Below are 24,888 nucleotides of genomic sequence, written 5' to 3'. Positions count from 1 at the left end.
CAGCGGGCTCGCCGGACAAGATCGCCACACGCGCCGGATCATCCTTTCTCCAGCACCAGGCTCTGGGCACGGGGTAACAGTTCCCGTAACGCCCTGCGGTAGACCTCCCTCTTGAAAGGCACTACCTGTCCTAGCGGATACCAGTAGCTGACCCAACGCCAGCCGTCGAACTCCGGCTTGGCGGTGCCATCTACACAGATGCGGTTTTCCTGACAGCGGATACGCAACAGGAACCACTTCTGCTTCTGTCCAATGCACACTGGGCGCGAGTGTGTGCGAACCATGCGTCGCGGCAGGCGGTAGCGCAGCCACCCCCTGGTGCAGGCCAGAATCTCCACGTCCTCGGCGGTCAGGCCGATCTCTTCATGAAGCTCTCTGAACAAGGCCTGCTGTGGCGTCTCATCAGACTTGATGCCTCCCTGGGGAAATTGCCACGCGTTCTGCCCTACCCGACGCGCCCAAAGCAGCTGCCCCAGGTCGTTGACGATGATGATGCCAACGTTGGGGCGAAAGCCGTCTGCGTCGATCACGGGCTTCACCTTTTTAATCGGTATTGACTGCATTCTTCCACAATGGCTTGAAGCGCATCAATACGACATCTCGAACCCCTGGCGACCTTCTGACATAATCGCCCCTTTTGCGGCCTCCCCGAACCACACGGCCATGGGTCCCTTGAGCGCTATCGTCGCGGGCGGATCCACCCACAATGCCGGGGCAGGAGGCCATGTCACGCATGCGCTGGGAGACACCGAGTGAGTCTGGCGATCTTCGATTTGGATAATACCCTGCTGTCGATCGACAGCGATCATGCCTGGGGCGAGTTTCTGCTCGAACAGGGCGCCGTGGACCCGGTGGCTTACCGCGAGGCAAATGATCGCTTCAAGGCGGACTACGATGCCGGACGCCTGGACATGATGGCGTTTCTCGAGGTGGCCCTGAAGCCACTGGCGGACAATTCCATGGAGCAGCTGGCCGCCTGGCATCAGCAGTTCATGGTCAGCAAGATCGAGCCCAACATCCTGCCCCTGGCGGAAGAGCTGATCGCCCGTCATCGCACCCGCGGTGACACTCTGTTGATCATCACCGCCACCAATCGCTTCATTACGGCTCCCATCGCCGAGCGCCTTGGCATCGACGAGCTGATCGCCGTCGAACCGGAAATCCAGGATGGCCGCTACACCGGTCGGGTCAGCGGCACGCCCAGCTTTCAGCAAGGCAAGGTCACCCGGTTGCAGCAGTGGCTCGATACCCGCGACGACACCCTGGACGGTGCCTGGTTCTACAGCGACTCCCACAATGACCTGCCGCTGCTGGAAATGATCGACCATCCTGTGGCGGTGGACCCGGACCCGGCCCTGCGCGAAGTCGCCGAGGCCCGCGGCTGGAAGATCATCAGCCTGAGAGACTGAGCCGACCGGGCCTTTATCTCAGGGGGTCTGTCTCAGGGGGTCTGTCTCAGGGGGTCTGTCTCAGGGGGTCTGTCTCAGGGGGTCTGTCTCAGGGGGGCTGTCTCAGGGGGGCTGTCTCAGGGGCCCTGTCTCCGCCCCCTGCCGCTCTGGTTTCTGGTTTCCGCCGACAGGCACGCCCTACAGGCAAAAAAAGCCCCATCGCGATGCGATGGGGCTTTTGCGTATCAGACAGTGCATCCAAGACAGTGCATGGCTGACGGGCACCGCCTGGGGCTGATCAGCCCAGCAGGTGCTCGACGGCAGCACGCTCTTCGCGCAGCTCGTCTTCGGTAGCCTTCATCTTGCCACGGCTGAACTCGTCGACTTCCAGACCCTGGACGATCTCGTACTTGCCGTCCTTGCACACCACCGGGTAGGAATACATGATGCCCGGCTCGACGCCGTAGCTGCCGTCAGCGGGGATACCCATGCTGACGATGCCGTCGCTGCCCAGCGCCCAGTCGCGCATGTGGTCGATGGCGGCAGAAGCTGCAGAGGCAGCAGAAGACGCGCCACGGGCCTTGATGATGGCCGCACCGCGCTGCTGTACGGTGGGAATGAAGTCGTTCTCGTACCAGTCACGCTCGACCAGATCGAACGCCGGCTTGCCGTCCACCTTGCAGTGGGACAGGTCGGGATACTGAGTGGCGCTGTGGTTGCCCCACACGATCATGCTGTCGACGTCGGTGACGTGCTTGCCCGCTTTCTGGGCCAGCTGGGTCTTGGCACGGTTGTGGTCAAGACGCATCATCGCGGTGAACTGACCCGGATCGAGGTCCGGTGCGTTGCAGGATGCGATCAGTGCGTTGGTGTTGGCCGGGTTGCCCACCACCAGCACGCGGATGTCACGGCTGGCGCTGTCATTGATGGCCTTGCCCTGGGCCGAGAAGATGGCCGCGTTAGCTTCGAGCAGATCCTTGCGCTCCATGCCCGGTCCGCGCGGACGAGCGCCGACCAGCAGAGCAAAATCAGCGTCCTTGAAGGCCACGTTGGCATCGTCGGTGGCAACGATGTCCTGAACCAGCGGGAAGGCACAGTCATTGAGCTCCATCACGACGCCATTCAGCGCTTCCATGGCCGGAGTGATCTCGAGCAGCTGCAGGATGACCGGCTGATCCGGGCCGAGCATGTCGCCGGCGGCAATACGGAAAGCGAGAGAGTAGCTGATCTGACCGGCGGCGCCGGTGATGGCAATACGGACGGGGTCTTTCATTTTGGCTCCTTGGGATTGTCGCCGTGGAAGGCCCGGGATCGGCAGGGACATCCTCGGCAGTCACCGGCGGCAAAGGCTGCTGACGGTCACTGCGATAGATGCCCTGACTGCCCAGGCGGCGTTCAGGACGCGGAAAATCTTATGCCTGCAGTGCACAAAACTCAATCGACCCGGTACGAATGGACCACAAACACCCCGACTTGACCGGCAGCATGACGCCGCCAATGGCAGCGGGGCGTGACCGGCGGCCACGCCATGGCCACGCTTCATGGGGTCAGGAAACACCCTCGGCAGGCGCGTGAGCGTCGTGCAGGCGCGATATCAACTGATCTTCCAGGCCAAAGCGCTCGGACAGGCCCTTCTTCAGGCGCTCGAGCCAGGCCGGCAGGCGCGGCAGGAACCGCTGACAGCGCACCGGGGTAGAGTAATCCTCGTCAAACGACAGCACCAGTTCGGTGGACATTTCGAGCCGTTCCAGCAGACGATCCGCGAGATTGAGGGCAGCGGTGTCATCGAAGGCACGGGCCTCTTCCCGCAGCTGCGGATAGACCTCGAAATGCCCCGCGCTGATGTAGTCCATCAACGTCTCGCTGAAACTGTCGATACGCTCCTTGGTGATGGTCTCGAGATCTGCATCACAGGACTGTTCGAGCTCGCTCAGCACCTCCAGCAGATGCTCGCGCTGCTCAAGCCAGCGATCGATCAGCTGATGGACTCCTCCCCAGCGTTCGCTGGCAGACTTGCAATCTTCCAACATGGCGGCCTCCCTAGCGCTGCCTCACCACGAAAATGCGCGGATCAACAGACTCACTCCAGAAGACCGCCCTGTCAACGCATGCATGCCAAGTACCTGATTGGCCGTTGCCGATTCCCCCTGCTCGGCACAGCAGCGCCGCTCAACTTGTCCGCAAGGGGACCGGGCGACGAGCGCTGTCAACCGTTCCAGCGATAGCCGGTAGAGCTTCTGCGAAGGGTCGTCAGCATGGCAATCGGCACCACCAGCAATACGACAAAGCCGATCAGCGTCCACCCGGGCAGCGACAAGCCCAGCAGCCGCCCACCCACTTCAGCGCACTCACCAGAACCGGTCAGGACCATGGACACCACCTGGGAAAGCGGCAGGATATCCACCATGTAATCGAGGCCAGGCCCACAGCTGGGCACCTGGTCAGCAGGCAACGATTGCAGCCACAGATGGCGCATGGCCAGCCCCGCCCCCGCAAGTACCGCGATGGCCGCCACGATGCTGTAGACAGCCCCAGCAAGACGCCCCTCGGGCCCATGCAGCGCAGCAATGGCAAACACGACCCCCGCCGCGATGACCGCCACTCGCTGGAACACACACAGCGGACACGGCTCGAGTCCCACCACGTGCTCCAGCACCAGCGCCACCGCCATCATCATCACGCAGAACCCCAGCCCCACAAGGCTCCACTGCCGCAGACTCCATTCGCTCATTTAAGACGTTCTCCAGTCGGTGGCGTCATGTCCATCGGGGTCAGGGCACGGGTTTCTCGAGCCCGTGCAAAGTAATCTTCCAGAAAATCGGCAAAGGCCGTGCTGTCGTCCGCCTCGATGTCACGCTGCTGTTGATGCGAGGTCTCGACCAGCTCGTCCAGCATTCCCTGGCGCGAGCGATTGAGCGGTGTGCTCGCCAGCGTCTCGGCCTGCTCTCGAGCGATCGCCAGCATGGCATCGACGAACTCCTCGCCGGTCTCTTCCAGACGGGCCAGCAGACGCGCTGACGGCGTCAGCGAAGGGTCGTCTATGCGCGGCGCGAACGCATCGACGGCATCCAGGTGAGGACTGCCCTCCTCCAGCTGGTCGAGCAGCCTGGCGACCTCACGCATGTCGGCGATGATCCCATGGCTCCACTCGGCCATTTCTCGGACCTGCCCTCGGTCATTGAGTTCAAGTCCCGGCTTGCGCCCCTGTTCCACCACCAGACGACGATTGTCATCCAGGTGATCGCACTCCTCATCCGAAATCCACGGGCTGTCCGACAGCAGGCACCAGACCAGGAAGGTATCGAGGAAGCGCGTCTGTTGCGCATCAATTCCCAGGGTCGCGAAGGGATCGATATCCAGGCAGCGCACCTCGATGTACTCGACGCCCCTGGCCTCGAGCGCCTGACTCGGGGTTTCGTCGTGGCGCGTCACCCGCTTGGGTCGAATATCGCTGTAATACTCGTTTTCGATCTGCAGGATATTGGCGTTCAGCTGGTTCCAGCGTTCCCCGTCACGAACACCAAGGGCGGCGTAGTCTGGCCAGGCGGTGGAGATCGCGTGGCGCAGCGTGTTGACGTAGTTCGACAGCGAGTTGAAGCAGATCTTCAGCTGATCCTGGACCTTGTTCTGATAGCCCAGATCCGACATCCGCAGGCTGGTGGCATAGCGCGATACCAGGGTATTCTCACCCAGTCGCTCTAGACCTTTCGGCACGCTGCCATCGGGCAGGAAACTGGTATCGAGCGCCGGCGAGGCCCCAAACAGGTACAGCAGCAACCAGCTATGGCGGCGGAAATTACGAATCAGACCGAAATAGCGCGCCGAACGGTACTCGCCCATCGACATGGCTTCCTGCTCGTCCAGCGTCTTGAGCAGAGTCCACAGGTCATCCGGCAGGGACACATTGTAATGAATCCCGGCGATCGACTGCATGATGCGTCCATAGCGGGCGTCCAGGCCACGCCGGTAGACGTGCTTCATGGTGCCGACATTGGACGTGCCGTAGTCAGCGATCGGCACGCTTTCATTGCCCTCCAGCCGGGACGGCATGCTGGCAGGCCAGATCCACTCCCCATAGAGCTGGCGATAGGTATAGCGATGGAGGTCGGCCAGAAATTCCAGGGCCTCATCCGGACGGCTATAGACCGGCGTGATGTACTCCAGCAGCGATTCGGAGTAATCCGTGGTGATATGCGGATGGGTCAGTTTCGAACCCAGCGCCCGTGGGTGGAAGGTCGCCGCGATACGACCGCGGTCATCGACCCTTAGCCCCTCTTTTTCGATGCCTCGGCGCAGACGGCCGAAGCGTCGCGCAGCCGCGGGGCCGCGCAGTCGTTCGAGGAGCGAGGAAAGCTGAGTGGACAAGGTGAACACCCCGTGTCATGGAAGGGCCCGGGGGCCTGCTTCGTGTGGCGGCGACGGCAGCGGGCGCTACTGCGCCCGCCCTTGTGGTCGCCAGATTATGGCGATCCGTCGACAGGATTCAAGAACGCCCCTGCTTGGCCTTGAGCAAGGCGGCCCCCAGTGCGCCCATCGGCGCAGCGGAAGCGTCCTCCTTGCCGCCACCGTTGCCCCGCTGGCGGCGCCCCTGTCCAGGCTGGCTCTTGCCACCGCCTTCGCGACGACGAGGTGCCTGCCTGGAGTCGCCTGCCTCGGCGTCCGGGGTGTCATCCAGGCGCATCGACAGTCCAATGCGAGCGCGCGGCAGGTCGACGTTCATCACCTTGACCTTGACGATATCCCCGGCCTTGACCACGCTGCGGGGATCTTCGACGAAGCGGTCGGACAGTGCCGAAATGTGCACAAGGCCGTCCTGGTGGACGCCGATGTCGACAAAGGCCCCGAAGTGGGTGACGTTGGTCACGGTGCCTTCCAGCACCATGCCTGGCTCCAGATCCTTCAGCGTTTCGACGCCTTCACGGAACTGCGCCGCACGAAACTCCGGACGCGGGTCGCGACCCGGCTTGTCGAGTTCCGAGATGATGTCGCTGACGGTGGGAACACCGAAGCGCTCATCGGCGTAGTCGGCGGGTTTCAACGACTTCAGCGTCGCACTGTCACCGATCAGTCCAGCCACCTCTCGACCACTGCCAGCGGCAATGCGTTCAACCAGCGGATAGGCTTCCGGGTGAACCGCGCTGGCATCCAGCGGATTGCTGCCGTTCATGATGCGCAGAAAGCCGGCACACTGCTCGAAGGTCTTGGGCCCCAGCCGGGACACCTCCAGCAGGTCGCGACGATCGCGGAAGACACCCTTGGCATTTCGCTGCAGCACGATGTTCTCGGCCAGCCCCGGATTGAGGCCCGCCACCCGTGACAGCAGCGCCGACGACGCGGTATTGAGGTCCACCCCGACCGCGTTGACACAGTCTTCGATAACCGCTTCCAGACTGCGGGACAGCTGCACCTGGGACACGTCATGCTGGTACTGGCCGACACCGATGGACTTCGGCTCAATCTTGACCAGCTCCGCCAGCGGATCCTGCAGACGACGGGCAATCGACACCGCACCACGAATGGTCACATCGAGATCCGGGAGCTCTCGGGCGGCGTATTCCGACGCGGAATAGACCGAAGCCCCGGCCTCGGACACCATCACCTTGGACAGGCCAGGATCCTTCATCGCCTTCAGCAGATCGCCGGCCAGGCGGTCGGTCTCCCGGCTGGCGGTGCCATTACCTACTGCGATCAACGCCACATCGTGCTTCTTGACCAGCTTCGCCAGTTCAGCCAGAGAGGCGTCCCACTGATTGCGCGGTGCATGGGGGAAGATGGTGGCCTGCTCGAGGAACTGCCCCGTCGCATCGACCACCGCCACCTTGCAGCCGGTACGCAGGCCCGGATCGATGGCCAGGGTCGCCTTGGGCCCCGCCGGCGCGGCCAGCAGCAGGTCCTTCAGGTTGGCGGCAAAGACATCGATGGCCTCGCCTTCGGCACGTTCGCGCAGGCGCCCCATCAGCTCTGTCTCGAGGTGGGTATACAGCTTTACTCGCCACGTCCAGCGCACGACTTCGGCAAGCCAGCGATCCGCCTTGCGGCCCTCGTCAGTGATGCTGACATGCTTGGCGATGGCCACCTGCGCCGGATGCACCGGTGCCTCGTCCTCTCCTGGCAGGCGCAAGGACAGCGCCAGCACGCCCTCGTTGCGGCCCCGGAACATGGCCAGGGCCCGGTGAGAAGGCACCTTGGCCAGGGCTTCATCATGCTCGAAGTAATCGGAGAACTTCGCGCCTTCCTGCTCCTTGCCGGCAATCACCCTGCTGGACAGCTCGCCTTCGCTCCACAGGCGCTCACGCAGGCGACCCACCAGTTCCGGGTCCTCGGCAAAGCGCTCCATCAGGATCTGCTTGGCGCCATCCAGGGCTGCCTTGGCATCCTCGATGGCGGGCGTCTCGCCTTCCGCCGGACGCAGATAGGCCTGAGCCTCGTGCTCAGGGTCCAGGGTAGGATCCGCCAGCAGGGCGTCAGCCAGTGGCTCAAGGCCAGCCTCACGGGCAATCTGGGCCTTGGTCCGACGCTTCTTGCGATAGGGAAGGTACAAATCTTCCAGGCGCTGCTTGGTGTCGGCCGAGCGAATGCTGGCGGCCAGCGCGTCGGTCAGCTTGCCCTGCTCGTCGATGGCGGCGAGCACCGCTTCCCGGCGCTCCTCGAGCTCACGCAGGTAACCTAGCCGCTCTTCCAGCGTGCGCAGCTGAGTGTCGTCCAGTCCGCCGGTGACTTCCTTGCGGTAACGTGCGATGAAAGGCACCGTCGCGCCGCCATCCAGCAGCTCGACGGTAGCAGAGATCTGAGATGCCTTGACCGCGAGCTCTTCGGCCAGGCGGGCAATGATCTTGGCGTTAGCGTCCATGAAATCCTTGGCAATACGACGTCAATGATCCCGCCAAGGTATCACAAAGCGACTGTCGACGCCGCCGCTACCCACTGCCGAGGATCAAGGACAGAAACCCTGATGAAACGGGCGCCGGGGCATGCCGCCAATGGCTATCCGGTACACCCCGGCAGCCTCCCTGGCATGCGCCCAGTCGCCTCGATGGGAGGTCAGGCGGGCACGAACTTCAGCGCGACGCCATTGTTGCACCAGCGCAGACCGGTGGGATCCGGGCCGTCCTCAAAGACGTGGCCATGGTGGCTACCACAGCGGGCACAGTGATATTCGGTGCGCGGCCAGAGAATCTTGTAGTCCACGCTGGTCAGCAAATGCCCCTGCACATGGTCAAAGAAGCTTGGCCAGCCGGTACCGGAGTCATATTTCATCGCGCTGGTGAACAGCAGCAGGTCGCAGCCAGCACAGCGGAACTCTCCCTCACGCTTCTCGTTGTCCAGAGGGCTTGAGCCTGCAGGTTCAGTGCCCTCCTCGCGCATCACGTCATATTGTGCAGGCGTCAGGCGCTCGCGCCATTCGTCCTCGCTCAGCTCCAGCGGCTCGATATCCGGGCTACGCGTCAAATCCAGCTCAGGGCGAGCGTTAGCCACGGCTGGCACCATACTGGCCAGGCCACCAAGCCCGATAAGCGCCAAGAAGTTGCGTCGTTTCATTGTGCTGTCTCCTGCGTCAGGGTCGCTGCTCAGTCGCACCGATATCACTCGACCTTACAGCCGCACGGTCATGCCGTTGTCATTATCGACTCACAAAAAAAGGAGAAGGCCTTCGCCTTCTCCTCTCTCGACCGCGCCGCTTACCCAAGGTTCCTCTCTGGCAAGGTTCCCGCTGGCTGCGCCGGTGCAGCGTCTAGACCAAGCTCGGCCCGGCCTTGACGATGGCGTCGCTGACGCCGTCGAACTTCTTGAAGTTCTCGACAAACTTGGCCGCCAGCTCATCGCGCTTGCGGTCGTAGGCCGCGAGGTCTTCCCAGGTCTGACGGGGATCCAGCAGACGCGACTCGACGCCGGGCACCGCCGTGGGTACAGACAGGTTGAGGCCGTCGATCTGGCGAGTTTCGACGTCGCGCAGTACGCCGGATTGAATGGCGTGGATGATGGCGCGTGTCGTGGGAATGGAGAAGCGCGAACCGCCTTCACCATAGGCACCACCGGTCCAGCCGGTGTTGACCAGGTAGACCTGGGCATCCTTCTCTTCGACGCGCTTGATCAGCAGGTCGGCATACTCGCGCGCAGGGCGCGGGAAGAACGGCGCACCGAAGCAGGTGGAGAACGTTGCTTCAAGGCCGCTGGAAGAACCCATTTCGGTCGACCCTACCTTGGCGGTATAGCCGGACAGGAAGTGATAGGCAGCAGCTTCCTTGGACAGCACGGACACCGGCGGCAGGACGCCGCTCATGTCGCAGGTCAGGAAGACGATGGCGCTTGGCTCGCCGGCACGGTTTTCCGCCACACGCTTTTCCACGTGCTCCAGCGGATACGCCGCCCGGGAATTCTGGGTCAGGCTGTCGTCGGCGTAGTTGGGCTCACGACGGTCGTTGAGCACCACGTTTTCCAGCACGGTGCCGAACTTGATGGCATTCCAGATGACCGGCTCATTCTTCTCGGACAGGTCGATGCACTTGGCGTAGCACCCGCCTTCAAAGTTGAACACGGTACCTACGCCCCAACCATGCTCGTCGTCACCAATCAGGAAACGACCTGGATCCGCCGACAGGGTGGTCTTGCCGGTGCCGGACAGACCGAAGAACAACGTGGTTTCACCGTCCTCGCCAACGTTGGCGCTGCAGTGCATCGGCAGCACGTCGAGCTCGGGCAGCAGGAAGTTCTGCACCGAGAACATGGCCTTCTTCATTTCACCGGCGTAACGCATGCCGGCGATCAACACCCGGCGCTTGGCGAAGTTGATGATCACGCAGCCGTCGGAGTTGGTGCCGTCACGGCTTGGGTCACACACAAAGTGCGGTGCGTTGAGAATGGCCCACTCGTCCTTGCGCGAAGGGTTATAGGCCTCGGGACGCACGAACATGGTACGGCCGAACAGGTTGTGCCATGCCGTCTCCGTGGTCACCCGCACCGGCAGGTAGTGAGTCGGGTCGCTGCCCACGTGCAGCTCGCTGACGTAGCTGTCCTGTTCACCCAGATAGCCTTCCACTCGCGTCCACAGGGCATCGAAGCGCTCGGCGTCGAAGGGACGGTTGACGTTGCCCCAGTCGATCTTGGCGCTGGTGGACGGCTCATCGACGATAAAGCGGTCCTTGGGCGAGCGACCAGTGCGTTCGCCGGTCTTGACCACGAGGGCTCCGTGGGAGGCCAGACGGCCCTCGCCATTGGCCACCGCGCGCTCGATGAGCTCGGCAGTACTGAGGTTGACGTGAACGACGGGAGACTGCTGGGTGGTGGTCATAGGATTCCTGGGCCTTCGGCTTCTCTCTCGTGGACTGGCACCGCCTGGTCAAAGGAGCGATGCGTTGGATCCGGCGCGTCGGCTACGCGGTTAAACCGTCTTCTGCGATGACGTGGCATCGTCCGAGCAACGACACGGGCAGGATCGGCGGCGATTATGACAAAAAACTTCAGCGCAGGAAATGCCCATTTTTCAAGACGTTATTGTAGTTTAACTACAACATGATGAAGGTTTTCGGGCATTTCCTGTCATTTGACTACACGCCCTGTTCCGCTACGAGCAGCCGTGCCCGGTGCCGCCCCCCAAGGCCACAGCCTCAGTGCACCGTGGCGGTATCCGCGTCGGGGTTCTCCAGCAGCGACTCCACATCGGCGGCAGTGAACACGTAGCGGGTGTGACAGAAGTGACATTGGGTCTCGATGTCGCCCTGCTCCGCGACGACGTGTCGCAACTCGTCTTCCCCCAGGGACAGCAGCCCCCCGGCAATACGTGCCCTTGAGCAGGTACAGCCGAAGCGCAACGCCTTGGCGTCGAAGACGCGCAGAGATTCCTCATGGAACAGCCGTGTCAGCAGCGTCGATGCCTCCAGGGACAGCAGTTCCTCGTCCTTGAGCGTTTCGCCCAGATGGCAGGCGCGATCCCAGGCGTCATCATCCTGATTCAATGATTCATCGGGCAACCGCTGCAGCAGCATACCGCCGGCGTTGACCCCGTCCGCTGCCAGCCACAGACGGGTAGGCAGCTGCTCCGACTGGGTGAAGTAGGCTTCCAGGCATCCCGCCAGGCTGGCGTGCTCAATGCCGACGATGCCCTGATAGCGGCGTCCCTCACGGGGGTCCAGGGTGATCACGATCTGGCCGTCGCCTACCAGCGAACGAAAGCCCTCCTGGTCTCCAGGCAGGGCCGCCCCCTCTGCCAGGCGAGCGATGGCCCGAAGCTCACCACCGGGGTTGGACTCGGCCATGAGCAGGGAAACGTCACCGCTGCCACGCACTTCGATGGTCATGGTGCCGTCGAGCTTGACGGTGTCGGTCAGCAGCGCGACGGCAGCCAGCAGCTCGCCGAGCTGACGATTGATGGCAGCGGGATACTCGTGCCGTGTCAGTACATCGGCGTAAGCCTGTTCCAGGCGAGTCACCTCGCCGCGCACATTGGTGTTATCGATGATGAATCGCTGAATCTGATCAATCATGTAAAGCGTCTCGGTAGGCGCGCCTCACAGGACGCGCTTAGAAAAAGAAGGATGGACCGTGCGTTCGGACATTTCGAGCTGACGCTCGACGGGGCAGGCTCAGGACCCGCCTTCGCGCTGAAAGCGCTTGATGTCTCTGCGGGCGCGTTTGTCCGGCCGCTTGTGGGGATGTTGAAAGACCTCGTTGGCCTGGCGGCGCTGCTCGGCCTCGCGCTCTCTGCGCTCACGGCTCTGCTCGGTCTCCTGATACAACAGCCTGGCCTCGGGGGCACCACGACGCTGCTCACTGACCTGAACCACCTCGACCTCCCAGACATCCCAGCCCTGGGGCGCACGAATGCGCATCCCGGGGCTCACCAGCTTGCTAGTCTTGGCCTTGGCCCCATCGACTTCCACCTTGCCGCCCTCGATGGCCTTCTTGGCCAGCGCGCGGGTCTTGAAGAAGCGTGCCGCCCACAGCCATTTGTCGAGTCGAACGCTATCCACGAGCAACGCCTCCCGGGACCTCAGGCATGATTTCGGCAAAACGACCAAGCGCCACGAAATCCTTGAGCGTCTTCTCGGGCCGGCGGCTGTCCGGCTGACGAATCCCCAGCAGATGACGGATGCCGTACTCACGTGCACTTTCCAACACGTGAGCGTTGTCGTCGATGAACAGCGTGCGTTGACGGTCGAAGGGTTCGATCTCGTTCAGCGCATGCCAGAAGGCTTGCTCTTCCTTGGGTTCGCCAATATCGGCCGACGACACGATGGCATCAAGATACTCGTCGAGGCCAGTCAGCGGCAGCTTGAGCGCCAGACTCTCGCGGTCTGCATTGGTGGCCAGCACCACCCGCGGGTGAGCACTCTTGAGCCAGCCAAGAAAATCCAGCGCATCGCCACGCAGGCCAATGAGATGCTGTACCTCTCGCTTGAGCGCGACGATATCCACGTCAAGCTCGCGACTCCAGTAAGACAGGCTGTACCAGTTGAGCGTGCCCTGCTCGCGGATAATGCGCTCGCGCACGACGTCCTGAGTCGCTTCGTCCAGCTTGTGCAGTTCCACATAACGACGCGGCAGGTGCTCGAGCCAGAAATGGCTGTCGAAATGCAGGTCCAGCAGGGTGCCGTCCATATCCAGCAATACGGTATCGATGGTGTCCCAATCGATCATTACGTCTCTCCAGCTCATGTGCCGCCCGGTTGCCGTGACCCGGCCGCTACCGCCAGGCAAACGGCTTCCCGGAAGACCGTCAGCGTAACGTGTTAGTGTACCTCAAAGGCATTCGGGCTCGCATGCGGTCCGGCGCAGGCCGGACCCTGTGGCCAAGGCCAGGACGATCGACTCGGCCAGCACGAGAGCCCCCGCCTTCCCATTGACACCAGGAGAAGCCATGGAAGACCGTACCCGGGAGAAACCCCACATTCTGTCGCGCAAGACCGTCGCCGAAAGCCGCCTGTTTCGCGTGGAGGAGCTCGACCTGCGCTTTTCCAATGGCGCCGAACGACGCTTCGAACGACTGCTGGGTAATGGACAGGGGATTGGCGCGGTGATGATCGTGGCCATGCCCGACCCTGAACATGTCCTGCTGATTCGCGAGTACGCCGCAGGGTTCGAGGACTACGTGCTGACCCTGCCCAAGGGCGTCGTCGATCCAGGTGAGGACATCGTCACCGCGGCCAATCGGGAGCTGATGGAGGAGTGCGGCGTCGGCGCGAGACGCATCGAACCGCTGATCGAACTGTCACTGTCACCCAACTACATGCGACAGCGCATCCAGGTCATGCTGGCCAGCGACCTCTACCCCCAGCGCCTCGAGGGAGACGAACCGGAGCCGCTGGTTGTCGAAACCCATGCCCTGGACAGTCTTCCCGCCCTGCTGGCCCGGGAAGACTTTCATGAGGCGCGTGCCATCGCCGCACTCTACATTGCCCGAGACCGGCTGCGCGGCGACCAGCCTGACAACCGGCTCTGGTGAACGCTACTGGAGGCAACCTCAGCGCCTGGCGTGCAGACGCCTCAAGTTGCTGTTGCCCTCTTTCAGACGTACCCAGCGTCCTTGACGATAGCTGTCGAGCCCCGCCTCAAGCAGCGTCATGACATCCACCGCCTGCTCTCCGGTGACGGGGGGCGGGTCGCCATGCAGCAGGGTCTGAGCAATGCCAGCGTAGAAAGCAGGATAGTTGCCGGGCACCGACGGACAGGATTCGCTGATCAACTCAGGCTCCTCGGCGCTGCCGCGGTTCAGCGTCAGCTGACCCGGAGAGTCATCGACACCCCAGTTGTCGCTTGGCGCCATCCCCTGCTTCAGCCAGCCCTCCTGGGGATCCAGCCCGTAGACCGAATAGCTGCCCTCGGTGCCGTGCACCACGAAGCGCGGGCTCGCCTCGGCCACCAGGGAGCTGGCCTGCAGCGTCACCCTCAAGCGGTCGTACTCGAGCAGCGCAAGAAAGTCATCATCGACCTCTGCTCCCTCTCGCGCCGTCGCCAGCTCCAGCAGGATCGCACGAGGCATTCCGAACAGCTCCCTGGCCTGGTCCAGCAGGTGGGGGCCAAGGTCGTACCAGATGCCGCCTCCCGGCTTGTGATGATCGCGCCAGCGGTTGGACACCGCCGGGCGATAGCGATCAAAGCGGGACGTAAACGACGTCACCCGCCCAAGCCGTCCTTCCTCCAGCAACTGACGCACCGTCAGAAAGTCACAGTCCCAGCGACGATTGTGAAAGACACTGAGCAGAAGTTCCGACCGGTCGGCCTGGGCCCGCAGCTGACGCGCTTCAGAAGCTGAAACGGTTACAGGCTTGTCCACTACCACGTGCTTGCCAGCCGCCAGCGCCGCCTTGGCCATGGCGTAATGCTGTTCATTGGGCGTCGCAATGACCACCAGGTCCACGTGGCGCACATCGAGCAACTCGCTGAGCTTGCCATGCACCGTGACATCCGGCAGGTCGTTCAACACCTTGGACGCATCGGAGCTCACCACCGCCGTCAACTCAAGTCCAGGCGCAGCCTGGATCAAGGGCGCATGGAACGTCCGTGACGCCATCCCGTACCCCACCAGCCCCACGTTAAGCGTCTGTGTCTTCATGTTCGGCCCCTGTGCCCGCGTTGCGCCCGTCTTGTCGAGGGCTTTATTGATCCGTCGATATCTATTGCTCCCAGCATGACCAAATCCTCGGAATTAATCGAGTTCCGGCACTCACGCTAGCCCCGGGCGAACGCAAGACGTCGGTCGCCACCCTCCAAGGCAGCCCACTGGGGTAGAAGGCTCAGTAACGTTGAAGGCCGGCATCAGCCGGCCTTCGATCACCTCGAATACTTGCCAGCGGCCTGGATCAGGCGTCCAGCTTCTCGAGGTCGCGAACCGCGCCCTTGTCGGCCGACGTCGCCAGCAGCGCGTAGGCCTTGAGTGCCGGTGTCACCTTGCGCAGTCGCGTGATACGAGGCGTCCAGGCCTCCTTGCCACGCTCATCCTGACGCTGGCGGCGGGCTGCAAGCTCCGCATCATCCAGCAGCACGTTGATGGTACGGCTGGGAATGTCGATGCGGATCAAATCGCCATTTTCGACCAGACCGATCGCGCCACCTGCCGCCGCTTCTGGCGATACGTGGCCGATCGACAGTCCCGAAGTGCCCCCTGAGAAGCGGCCGTCCGTCAGCAAGGCACAGGCCTTGCCCAGCCCCTTGGACTTCAGGTACGAGGTCGGATACAGCATTTCCTGCATGCCGGGACCGCCCTTGGGTCCTTCGTAGCGGATGACCACGACGTCGCCTTCCTTCACTTCACCGCCAAGGATGTGCTCGACCGCCTGATCCTGGGACTCCACGACGTGGGCCGGCCCTTCAAAGACCAGAATGCTGTCGTCGACACCGGCAGTCTTCACCACACAGCCGCTTTCGGCGATGTTTCCGTGCAGCACGGCCAGACCGCCTTCCTTGGAGAAGGCATGGGCGTAGTCACGAATACAACCGGTAGCGCGGTCACCATCGAGACTCGGCCAGCGCGCGCTCTGGGAGAATGCCGTCTGGGTCGGGATGCCGCCGGGCCCGGCCTTGAAGAAGTTGACCACTTCCGCCGAGGGATTGCGCATGATGTCCCACTCGTCCAGTGCCTCGAGCAGGCTGTCGCCATACACGGTGGGCACGGACGTATCGAGCACGCCAGCCCGGTCAAGCTCGCCGAGAATCGCCATGATACCGCCGGCACGATGGACGTCTTCGATGTGGTACTTCTGGGTGTTGGGCGCCACCTTGCACAACTGGGGCACTTCACGGCTCAGACGATCGATATCCGGCATGTTGAAGTCGACGCCTGCTTCCTGGGCCGCGGCCAGCAGGTGCAGAATGGTGTTGGTCGAGCCGCCCATGGCGATGTCCAGGGTCATGGCATTCCTGAACGCCGCCTTGGAGCCGATGGCACGGGGCAGCAGGTGCGCCTCGTCACCTTCGTAATAGCGCTTGGCCAATTCCACGATGCGCTCGCCGGCGGTCTCGAACAGACGACGGCGATCCGCGTGGGTTGCCAGCACCGTACCGTTGCCGGGCAGCGCAAGACCCAGCGCTTCTGTCAGGCAGTTCATGGAGTTGGCGGTGAACATGCCGGAGCAGCTGCCACAGGTGGGGCAGGCGCTGCGCTCGACCTCGTTCAGGGTTTCCTCGTCCACCGAGTCGTCGGCGGCCATGACCATGGCATCGACCAGGTCGAGACCGTGATCCAGCAGCTTGGTCTTGCCGGCTTCCATCGGACCGCCGGAAACAAAGATCACCGGGATGTTGAGGCGCATGGCGGCCATCAGCATTCCCGGGGTGATCTTGTCGCAGTTGGAGATGCACACCAGCGCATCGGCGCAGTGGGCATTGACCATATACTCGACACTGTCTGCGATCAGGTCACGGCTGGGCAGTGAATACAGCATGCCGTCGTGGCCCATGGCGATGCCATCATCCACGGCGATGGTGTTGAATTCCTTGGCCACGCCGCCGGCTTTCTCGATCTCGCGGGCGACCAGCTGCCCCATGTCCTTGAGGTGCACGTGGCCCGGGACGAACTGGGTGAACGAATTGGCCACAGCGATGATCGGCTTGTGAAAGTCGTCATCCTTCATGCCGGTGGCGCGCCACAGGGCGCGGGCGCCGGCCATGTTGCGACCGGCGGTAGTGGTTCGGGAGCGATACTCTGGCATGGAATCCTCGTCATTTTTTGTCCACCTGTGGGGCCCTTGGCCGCCAGGCGGTGTCTCGTGTCCAGACCATCGATTCTGTCACGCCGGGGCAGCACTGGAAAGCCTTGCGCGGATACAACGCGTCGCCCCCGGCAAGACACCGGGGGCGAGTAGACATGCTGGAAGCAGCAAAGTGATTGACGTGCCGTTGATCGTCCTCGGCACCGGACAAGCGCTGGCGACGCAAACGCTGGGGCCTGTCAGACAGGACCCAGCGTCCTCGCTCAGTCCATCAACCGAACACGACCTTGGCCACGTCCTGATAGCGGCCGGCAAAGTGTACGGTCATGCCCTCCTTCAGATAGTCGGGCAGCTCGTCATAATCACGCCGATTGGCCTCGGGCAGAATGACTTCGAAGATCTCGCTGCGTCGAGCGGCGATGACCTTCTCCCGAATACCCCCCACCGGTAGCACCTGCCCCGTCAGGGTCAGTTCACCGGTCATCGCCAGATTGCGGTCAATCGGCTGCTGGCGGGCCAGCGACAGCAGCGCAGTGGTCATGGTCACCCCAGCCGAGGGACCATCCTTCGGGGTCGCCCCCTCGGGCACGTGCATGTGCACGAAGCTGGCGTCAAAGAATCCGGCATCGGCACCATATTCGCTCAGGTGCCCCTGCACGTAGCTGTAGGCAATGTTGGCGGACTCCTTCATTACGTCCCCCAGCTGACCGGTCAGCTTGAAGCCACGATCCAGCCCATGCACCTTGCCCGCTTCGATGGATAGAGTAGCGCCGCCCATGGACGTCCAGGCCAGTCCCGTCACGACGCCCTGCCCCTTCATCACCTTTTCCTTGCGGAACAGCGGCGCACCGAGAAATTCCTCCAGGTTCTTGAGCGATACCTTGACGGTTTCCTGGTCATTCTCGAGCAGCTTTACCGCAGCCTTGCGCACAATGCGGTGAAGCTGCTTCTCCAGCTGGCGTACTCCCGCTTCACGGGCATAGCCCTCGACCACCTGGCGCAGCGCCGCCGCCGTCAGGTTGATGCGCTTCTTCGGGATATTGTCCCGCTTCAGCAGCTTGGGCCACAGATGATGGCGGGCAATCGCCTGCTTTTCCTCAGCGATATAGCCAGACAGCCGAATCTGCTCCATCCGGTCCAGCAGCGCCGGCGGAATCGAATCCAGCGTATTCGCGGTGCACACGAACAGCACTTTGGACAGATCGAGGCGCACGTCCAGATAGTGATCGAGGAAGTCGACGTTCTGCTCGGGGTCCAGCACCTCCAGCAGTGCCGAGGCAGGGTCACCCTGGAACGACTGACCCATCTTGTCGATCTCGTCGAGCATGATCACCGGGTTCTCGACCTCGACCTCCTTGAGTGCCTGTACCAGCTTGCCCGGCATGGCCCCCACGTAGGTCCGGCGATGGCCCTTGATCTCGGCCTCGTCACGCATCCCACCGACCGAGAAGCGGTAGAACTCGCGACCGAGTGCCTCGGCGATGGAGCGCCCGATAGAGGTCTTGCCGACCCCGGGTGGGCCGACCAGCAGCACGATAGAGCCCCCGACATCGCCCTTGAACGTACCTTCGGCAAGAAACTCCACGATCCGCTCTTTCACGTCGGTCAGTCCGTCATGATCGCGGTCGAGGACCTTGCGGGCATGGGCCAGATCAAGCTGATCCTGGCTCTGCTGGCCCCAGGGCATGGCGGTCAGCCAGTCCAGATAGTTGCGCGTGGTGCCGTACTCGGGGGAGCCGGTTTCCAGCACCGACAGCTTGCCCAGTTCGTCATCGATACGCTCTTGAACCCGCTCCGGCACCTCGCGCCCTTCCAGGCGAGCCCGGAAGGTATCCACATCGTTCTCGCGATCGTCCTTGGAGATGCCCAGCTCGCGCTGGATCACCTTCAACTGCTCACGCAGGAAGAACTCACGCTGACGCTCCTGCATCTGGGCGTTGACCTGCTCACTGATCTCGCTTTGCAGTTGCGCGACTTCAATCTCCTTGCGCAACAGCGGCAGCACTTTTTGCATGCGCGGAACCACTGGCAGCGTCGCCAGCACGTCCTGCAGCTCCCCCCCCTGCGCCGAGGTAATGGCCGCCGCAAAGTCCGTCAGCGGTCCAGGCTCGTGGGGGCTGAAGCGATTGAGATAGTGCTTGAGCTCTTCGCCGTAGAGGGGATTGATCGGCAGCAGCTCCTTGATGCCATTGATCAATGCCATGGCATAGGCACGGGTCTCGTCGTCCTCGGTATCCACCGGCTCGCGGGGATACGACACCTCGACCAGAAATGGCGGCTTGCGTGACAGCCAGCGCTCGATCTTGAAGCGCCGGACGCCCTGGGCGATGAACTGGATCTGCTGATCCTCACCCTGCAGCTTGTGCGCTTTCACCGCCGTGCCGATGGTAGGGAAGTCTTCGTGGGACAGCTCTTCCACGCCCGCTTCCCCGACAAACGCAAGGCCTACGGTGTCGTGGGGGGTGTTGGCCACCCTCTCGATGGTCTCGGACCAGCGCTCGCGGTTGATCACCAACGGCTGAACCTGGGCCGGAAAGAAGGGACGATTGTGGATCGGCAGCAGGTACAACCGCTCCGGCAGACTCGCACTGGCAGGAATCACCGCATGGCTTTCAAGCTGGGACTGACTGTCATCGTCATCGTTCTGACCGTCGTCAGCAGCACCGCCAAGGGGAATCCAGTCCAGCTCATCAGACCGGGAATCACGATCATCGCTCATGGTCACCTCATCCTGAAGTTGGGGCCTTGCCCATATGCTACTCAGGAATGTGGGCGATCGACGCCAAGTTCAAGGCGTGGAGTGACAACCAGGCGCGTTAGTGCGTGCCGGTGCGACAACGCGGGGAGCCATCATCTGGCGTCAGCGGCCCAGCAGCGGCGGCAGCGGGCGTCCATTGATGCGCAGCTGGCCCTTGACCACATCGATGCCCAGCATCGACGTATCCAGCGGCAATCTCAGCCACAGCGCCACTACGGCAGGAGGTTCACGCCACTCGAAATCGCCGTCCAGGCGTTCCCGAAACTTGGCGCGCATCGAGGGGTCATCCAGCGCCAGGGGACTCAACTGATCCAGCTCACGCGGATCAAACACGACAACGCCATCCCCATGCAGGCTCAGCCCGAGCATGGGGCTATCCAGATTGACGTCGACCAGGTCCAGTCGCGGGGAGTCCTTGAGCAGCTGAGCCAGCGCCCGATCCATGGCCGAATCCGCCGCGGCGTCGTCCAACGACACCGTGCCCAATGCCGTCTTGTGGCGCGCCAGCTCAACGACAGAGCGCAGCGCGTCGGCATTGATCCGGGACAGCTCGATGCTCAGCTCGCCATCTACCAGCATGTCGTTGCCGGAGCGAATTTCGCCAAGCGTCAGATTGCTCTTCAGCCTGAGTTCACTGTCATCCAACTGGGTGTCGGTCTGCAGCACGATCGAGGTGCCGTCCAGATTGACCTGCGGATGACGCAGGCTCAGCGCCTCGATGGTCAGACTGTCCTGCTGATTGAAGTGAAGCGCCCCTGGGGTGTAGGCATAGCGGCTCTGATACTGAAGCGGACCGACCTCGAGTCGGGCCTCACCATCACGCAACTGTACGGAATCGACGGTCATGCGGGTTCGCCAGTCACCGTAGATGCCATCGAAGGCGATCCGCGCACCCGAGAAATGCAGCGAGCGGGGGCCGCTGCGAGGGGGCGACTGGCTGACAATGAAGGGCGCCAGCGCCAGCTCACCCTGGAGGGTACCGCCCAGGGTGCGATAGTGGGCTTCCCAGCGCGGCGGGGCAGCGGGAATGGCATCGCCAAACAGCCGCTCGTCGGCCTCGCCGACATGCAGCTCCACAGTACCGATGACACTGGTATCGAGGACGCCGTGGCGCGCATCGTAGGGCAGCGACAGGTGCCAGGCGTGGCCGATGAGGGGGGCGATATGCAGTACGCCGGATGAGCTCAGCCAGCCTTGCCGGACATCGCTGCGCGAGATGCGCAGGTCGCCCCTGGCTTCCAGGTCGGCCAGCGCACGCGCAAGCTCACGCTCGAACAGCAGGCTGGCGAGGTACTGAGCCACGGCCCAGGCCACCGCCAGCACCACCACTACGGGTACGATCCATCGTTCCTTGCGCATGTTCCTTCCTCTCAGCCAGCGAACGTCTTCCTCTGACGCACCGCTCGCTCAGTGCAACCAGAACCACAGGTGCATGGTGCACCAGGAGTAGACCCCCGCCAAGACGTCATCGACCATGATGCCAAAGCCGCCGGCAACACGCCGATCCGCCCAGCGAATCGGCCAGGGCTTGATGACGTCGAAGACCCGGAAGACAACAAAGCCCCACAGTGCCGCCTCCCATGAGAAGGGCACCGCCGCCATGGTCAACCAGTAGCCGACGAACTCATCCCAGACGATGCCGGAGTGGTCGTGGACACCCAGATCGCGGGAGGTCTTGTCGCATAACCAGACGCCCCACACGAAGGTGATGGCGATCATCACCAGGTACCAACCGAGGGTCAGTTCTGACAATAGCCAGTAGAACGGAATGGCCGCCAGGGTGCCGAAGGTACCTGGAGCAAAGGGCGCCGCCCCACTGCCAAGCCCGAAGGCAAGAAAGTGGGTCGGCCGGTGCCAGACGCTAGCCGGTGCTTTGTTCACGATGTCCCTCCGTGGAAATGTTGCCAGCCAGCCCTGGATGGGATCTTCACGCCCTGTATGCCTGGCGTCTCGGTCAAATGACCGATCGGCGTCAGCTCGATGCCCAGAGCCAGCAGTGCAGCCTTCGCCTGGGCGACCCGTGACGGGGGCAAGGAGACCAGCAACTCATAGTCATCCCCGCCGCATAGCGCCGCCTCAATGGCGGCATCCTGGCCCAGCCTCGCGGCCAGACCGTCGGCCAGAGGCAGCGACGCGCTGTCCAGGATAGCACCGACGCCTGAGGCGCTGAGCACGTGATCCAGGTCAGCCAGCAAGCCATCGGACACGTCGATGGCCGCATTCGCCAACCCGCGCAGGGCTTCACCGGCCTGCCAGCGCGCTTCGGGCAGCAGGTAACGCTTCAGCAGGGGCTGCTCCATATCTCGCGCTCCGCCCTGCCATGCGGCAAGACCGCCGGCGCCTCCGCCGAGGGCTCCGGTCACCGCCAGCACGTCACCGGCCTTGGCCCCATCACGGCGCAGTGCCTGTCCGGTCGGCACCTCGCCCATGACGGTGACACTGATGGCGCGCTGACCGCGGGTCACATCTCCGCCGACCAGCACCATACCGGCGCTATCGCACACAGCATGGAAGCCACGAGCGAATTCTGCCACCCAGTCGTCGTTGGCGTCAGGCAGGGTCAATGCCATCAGACACCAGCGTGGTCTGGCACCCATGGCCGCCAGATCACTGAGACTGACAGCCACGGCTCGATGCCCCAGCGCAGCGGCTGGCGCACCTGGCGGAAAGTGCTGCCCCTCGACCGACGTGTCGACGCTGACCACCAGCTCATGGCCCGGGGTGGGCTGCATCAGGCTGGCATCATCACCGACGCCCAGGCTTACGCCGGACGCGTCAGCAGACCCACGTCTCGCCGGTGCCAGCCAGCGCTGGATGAGTTCGAATTCTCCGTACATCAGCAGCGACCTTCAGCGGCGACGGGCACTGACCTCGGCACTTCTCAGCTTGATCGCCAGCTTGTCGAGAATGCTGTTGATATACTTGTGCCCATCCGTCGCACCGAACGACTTGGCCAGCTCGACCCCTTCGTTGATGACCGCGCGGTACGGCACTTCTAGGCGCCGCGACAGCTCGTAGGCACCGAGACGCAAGATGGCCAGCTCGATCGGATCGATGTCCTCGAGACGACGGTCGAGCAAGGGAGCGATGTCCGCGTCGAGCTCCTTGCGATAGCGAGCGACGTTGTGCAGCAGCTCATGGAACAGCGCCAGGTCGGCGATTTCCATCACCTTGAGCCAGTTCTCATGGGTTTCCAGGTCATCATCCGGCACCTGGCTGCGGAACTCGGCTTCCACCGCGCTGATCGATTTCTCGGTCATCTGCCACTGGTAGAGTCCCTGCACCGCCAGCTCGCGGGCGGCACGACGGGATTGCTGAGCCTTGGTCGGCGCACGCTGTTCACGGCTCATGCGGAGGTCTCCTCGCCATCGTCACCAAAGTGGCGCAACAGGGAGACCATTTCCATGGCGGCCATGGCCGCTTCGGTTCCCTTGTTGCCTGCCTTGGTACCGGCACGCTCGATCGCCTGCTCGATGGAGTTCACGGTCAGCACGCCATTCGCCACCGGCGTGTCAAAGTCGAGCTGAAGACGCGACAGGGCCGAGTTGCACTCGCCGGCCACGTGCTCGAAGTGAGGCGTGCCACCGCGGATGACGGCGCCCAGGGCGATCACCGCGTCGGGCTTGGCCACCTGCAACACCCGCTTGACGGCCAGAGGCAGTTCCCAGGCGCCAGGAACATGAACGATATCGATCATCTCCATGTCCACGCCATGGCGCACCAGGCTGTCCACAGCGCCTTCCACCAGAGAGTCCACCACATGGTGGTTGAAGCGGCCCACGACGATCACGTAGCGGCCCTGAACCTCGACAAAGCTGCCTTCGACTTGGGAGATAGGTTGCATCTTGAAATTTCCTGAATTCGCCGGCACCTGGCCGGCAGTCGGGGATAATCCCCTAATGGATAGCCGAATCCCCAGGTGATGCCTTGGGGCATCGCCTGGGAATCATCATGCGTCTAGATCAGTGGGCGACACGATGTCCACCACTTCCAGGTCAAAGCCTGACAGCGCCGAAAACTTCCAGGGGGAGCTAAGCAGGCGCATCTTGCCTACTCCAAGCTCGCGCAGGACCTGGGAGCCGGTGCCGATGGTCAGGTAGTTGCCCGACCCGTCCGCCGCACTGCCGCGGGCAGTGCGGCGGCGCTCGAGAAAGACCTGTAGCAGGTCGTTGAGGTCCTGGCGGGAGCGCATGTCATCGAGTAGCACAAACACGCCGTGCTCGGCTCGCGCCACCTCTTCCAGGGCCTGATGCGCACGCCAGGATGCTTCTTCACCCTTGACCAGGCACATCAGGTCACGCATCTCGTTGGCCAGATGGACACGCACCGTGGTCACGCCATCCGGTGTCGGGTGTCCCTTGACCAGCGCCAGATGGTGCACCTTGTGGATGCGGTCGGCAAAGACGTGGGCCGTCAGCTCGCCATAGGCAGTGCTGACCGGCAACCGCTCTACCTCTTCCACCGTCTGCTCGTTATGGATGCGGTAGTGGATCAGGTCGGCGATGGTGCCCATCTTGATGCCATGGGTCTCGGCGAAGCGCTCGAGCTCCGGCCGGCGGGCCATGGTGCCATCTTCGTTCATGATTTCACAGATCACACCGCTGGGGTCACACCCGGCAAGCGCCGCCAGATCACAGGCCGCCTCGGTGTGGCCGGCACGCCGCAGCACCCCACCCGGCTCCGCCATCAGCGGAAAGATGTGGCCCGGCTGAACGATGTCCTCGGGGCGCGCATTGCGAGCGCTGGCCGCCTGCACGGTGCGTGCGCGATCCGCTGCAGAGATGCCGGTGCTGACGCCCTCGGCGGCCTCGATGGACAGGGTGAACTTGGTGCCGTAACCAGAACCGTTATCCTGCACCATCAGCGGAAGCTTGAGCTGCTCGCAACGCTCGCGGGTCATCGGCATGCAAATCAGGCCGCGGGCGTGAACCGCCATGAAATTGATATGGCTGGCCTCTACCTTCTCGGCCGCCATGATGATGTCACCTTCGTTTTCCCGGTCCTCATCATCCATCAAGATGACCATGCGGCCTTGACGGATATCCTCGACGAGTTCGGCAATAGGGGCCAGGCCCCCGCTGGAAGACTGCGACATGTG

The 24,888-nt window shown here is 63.0% G+C and carries 22 protein-coding genes; 2 read left to right on the top strand and 20 right to left on the bottom strand.

What is annotated here, in order from left to right; all coding sequences use genetic code 11:
- Positions 1-38: 38 nt before the first annotated feature.
- Entirely contained in the window at positions 39-530 is a 492-nt protein-coding gene (locus tag KUV86_RS12020) for an RNA pyrophosphohydrolase (protein WP_206941116.1), read from the bottom strand.
- Positions 531-752: 222 nt separating this feature from the next.
- Between KUV86_RS12020 and KUV86_RS12015 the strand changes: the two genes are divergently transcribed.
- On the top strand, positions 753-1,409 hold the full coding sequence (locus KUV86_RS12015; protein WP_206941118.1) for an HAD family hydrolase: 657 nt from the start codon (positions 753-755) through the stop codon (positions 1,407-1,409).
- Between the two features lie 277 nt (positions 1,410-1,686).
- Here the strand turns inward: KUV86_RS12015 and KUV86_RS12010 are convergent, their stop codons facing one another.
- The 10 genes from KUV86_RS12010 to yrfG all read right to left on the bottom strand — a co-directional run bounded on the left by KUV86_RS12010 (position 1,687) and on the right by yrfG (position 13,022).
- Complete coding sequence (locus KUV86_RS12010) at positions 1,687-2,661, bottom strand: malate dehydrogenase (RefSeq protein WP_206941120.1); 975 nt, start codon at positions 2,659-2,661, stop codon at positions 1,687-1,689.
- Positions 2,662-2,935: 274 nt separating this feature from the next.
- Positions 2,936-3,418 carry a sigma D regulator gene (gene rsd, locus KUV86_RS12005; RefSeq protein WP_206941122.1) on the bottom strand — a complete coding sequence of 161 codons (483 nt, stop codon included), beginning with the start codon at positions 3,416-3,418 and terminating at the stop codon, positions 2,936-2,938.
- Positions 3,419-3,594: 176 nt separating this feature from the next.
- Entirely contained in the window at positions 3,595-4,119 is a 525-nt protein-coding gene (locus tag KUV86_RS12000) for a disulfide bond formation protein B (protein WP_222484017.1), read from the bottom strand.
- A complete protein-coding gene (gshA, locus tag KUV86_RS11995; RefSeq protein ID WP_409996347.1) occupies positions 4,116-5,762 on the bottom strand; it encodes a glutamate--cysteine ligase in 1,647 nt (548 codons plus the stop codon). Before gshA ends, KUV86_RS12000 begins: the two co-directional genes overlap by 4 nt.
- 109 nt (positions 5,763-5,871) lie before the next feature.
- Positions 5,872-8,238, bottom strand: coding sequence for a Tex family protein (locus tag KUV86_RS11990; RefSeq protein ID WP_222484915.1), 2,367 nt, complete (start codon positions 8,236-8,238; stop codon positions 5,872-5,874).
- A 191-nt stretch (positions 8,239-8,429) separates the two neighbouring features.
- Positions 8,430-8,927 carry a peptide-methionine (R)-S-oxide reductase MsrB gene (gene msrB, locus KUV86_RS11985; RefSeq protein WP_222237555.1) on the bottom strand — a complete coding sequence of 166 codons (498 nt, stop codon included), beginning with the start codon at positions 8,925-8,927 and terminating at the stop codon, positions 8,430-8,432.
- Positions 8,928-9,120: 193 nt separating this feature from the next.
- Positions 9,121-10,677 (bottom strand): phosphoenolpyruvate carboxykinase, encoded by a 1,557-nt coding sequence (locus tag KUV86_RS11980; RefSeq protein WP_206941133.1) that lies wholly within the window; start codon positions 10,675-10,677, stop codon positions 9,121-9,123.
- Positions 10,678-10,993: 316 nt separating this feature from the next.
- Complete coding sequence (hslO, locus tag KUV86_RS11975; RefSeq protein WP_222484021.1) at positions 10,994-11,869, bottom strand: Hsp33 family molecular chaperone HslO; 876 nt, start codon at positions 11,867-11,869, stop codon at positions 10,994-10,996.
- A gap of 99 nt (positions 11,870-11,968) precedes the next feature.
- Positions 11,969-12,355 carry an RNA-binding S4 domain-containing protein gene (locus KUV86_RS11970; RefSeq protein ID WP_206941138.1) on the bottom strand — a complete coding sequence of 129 codons (387 nt, stop codon included), beginning with the start codon at positions 12,353-12,355 and terminating at the stop codon, positions 11,969-11,971.
- Complete coding sequence (gene yrfG, locus KUV86_RS11965; protein WP_222484914.1) at positions 12,348-13,022, bottom strand: GMP/IMP nucleotidase; 675 nt, start codon at positions 13,020-13,022, stop codon at positions 12,348-12,350. Before yrfG ends, KUV86_RS11970 begins: the two co-directional genes overlap by 8 nt.
- Positions 13,023-13,242: 220 nt before the next feature.
- Between yrfG and nudE the strand changes: the two genes are divergently transcribed.
- Positions 13,243-13,827 carry an ADP compounds hydrolase NudE gene (gene nudE / locus KUV86_RS11960; RefSeq protein ID WP_222237558.1) on the top strand — a complete coding sequence of 195 codons (585 nt, stop codon included), beginning with the start codon at positions 13,243-13,245 and terminating at the stop codon, positions 13,825-13,827.
- A gap of 18 nt (positions 13,828-13,845) precedes the next feature.
- Here nudE and KUV86_RS11955 read toward each other — a convergent pair whose 3' ends face one another.
- The 9 genes from KUV86_RS11955 to ribBA all read right to left on the bottom strand — a co-directional run bounded on the left by KUV86_RS11955 (position 13,846) and on the right by ribBA (position 24,885).
- A complete protein-coding gene (locus tag KUV86_RS11955; RefSeq protein ID WP_206941144.1) occupies positions 13,846-14,937 on the bottom strand; it encodes an oxidoreductase in 1,092 nt (363 codons plus the stop codon).
- Between the two features lie 247 nt (positions 14,938-15,184).
- On the bottom strand, positions 15,185-17,032 hold the full coding sequence (ilvD, locus tag KUV86_RS11950) for a dihydroxy-acid dehydratase (RefSeq protein WP_222484913.1): 1,848 nt from the start codon (positions 17,030-17,032) through the stop codon (positions 15,185-15,187).
- Between the two features lie 271 nt (positions 17,033-17,303).
- Complete coding sequence (gene lon / locus KUV86_RS11945; RefSeq protein WP_222484912.1) at positions 17,304-19,751, bottom strand: endopeptidase La; 2,448 nt, start codon at positions 19,749-19,751, stop codon at positions 17,304-17,306.
- A gap of 141 nt (positions 19,752-19,892) precedes the next feature.
- Positions 19,893-21,149 (bottom strand): DUF945 family protein, encoded by a 1,257-nt coding sequence (locus KUV86_RS11940; RefSeq protein ID WP_206941150.1) that lies wholly within the window; start codon positions 21,147-21,149, stop codon positions 19,893-19,895.
- A gap of 48 nt (positions 21,150-21,197) precedes the next feature.
- Positions 21,198-21,671 (bottom strand): phosphatidylglycerophosphatase A, encoded by a 474-nt coding sequence (locus tag KUV86_RS11935; protein ID WP_206941153.1) that lies wholly within the window; start codon positions 21,669-21,671, stop codon positions 21,198-21,200.
- Positions 21,668-22,627: a thiamine-phosphate kinase gene (gene thiL / locus KUV86_RS11930; protein WP_222484910.1), complete on the bottom strand. Its 960-nt coding sequence runs from the start codon at positions 22,625-22,627 to the stop codon at positions 21,668-21,670. Before thiL ends, KUV86_RS11935 begins: the two co-directional genes overlap by 4 nt.
- A 12-nt stretch (positions 22,628-22,639) precedes the next feature.
- The gene (nusB, locus tag KUV86_RS11925) at positions 22,640-23,140 is read right to left on the bottom strand and encodes a transcription antitermination factor NusB (RefSeq protein ID WP_206941158.1); all 501 of its coding nucleotides are present in this window, start codon (positions 23,138-23,140) and stop codon (positions 22,640-22,642) included.
- On the bottom strand, positions 23,137-23,634 hold the full coding sequence (gene ribE / locus KUV86_RS11920) for a 6,7-dimethyl-8-ribityllumazine synthase (protein WP_206941160.1): 498 nt from the start codon (positions 23,632-23,634) through the stop codon (positions 23,137-23,139). The genes nusB and ribE overlap by 4 nt, the downstream gene beginning before the upstream one ends.
- 105 nt (positions 23,635-23,739) lie before the next feature.
- A complete protein-coding gene (gene ribBA / locus KUV86_RS11915; protein WP_222484908.1) occupies positions 23,740-24,885 on the bottom strand; it encodes a bifunctional 3,4-dihydroxy-2-butanone-4-phosphate synthase/GTP cyclohydrolase II in 1,146 nt (381 codons plus the stop codon).
- Positions 24,886-24,888 lie beyond the last annotated feature (3 nt).

Origin of the sequence: Halomonas sp. DP8Y7-3 (assembly GCF_019801675.1) — a bacterium.
GTDB classification, from domain to species: Bacteria; Pseudomonadota; Gammaproteobacteria; order Pseudomonadales; family Halomonadaceae; genus Halomonas; species Halomonas litopenaei_A.
This window is presented reverse-complemented; position numbering and strand designations above follow the sequence as displayed.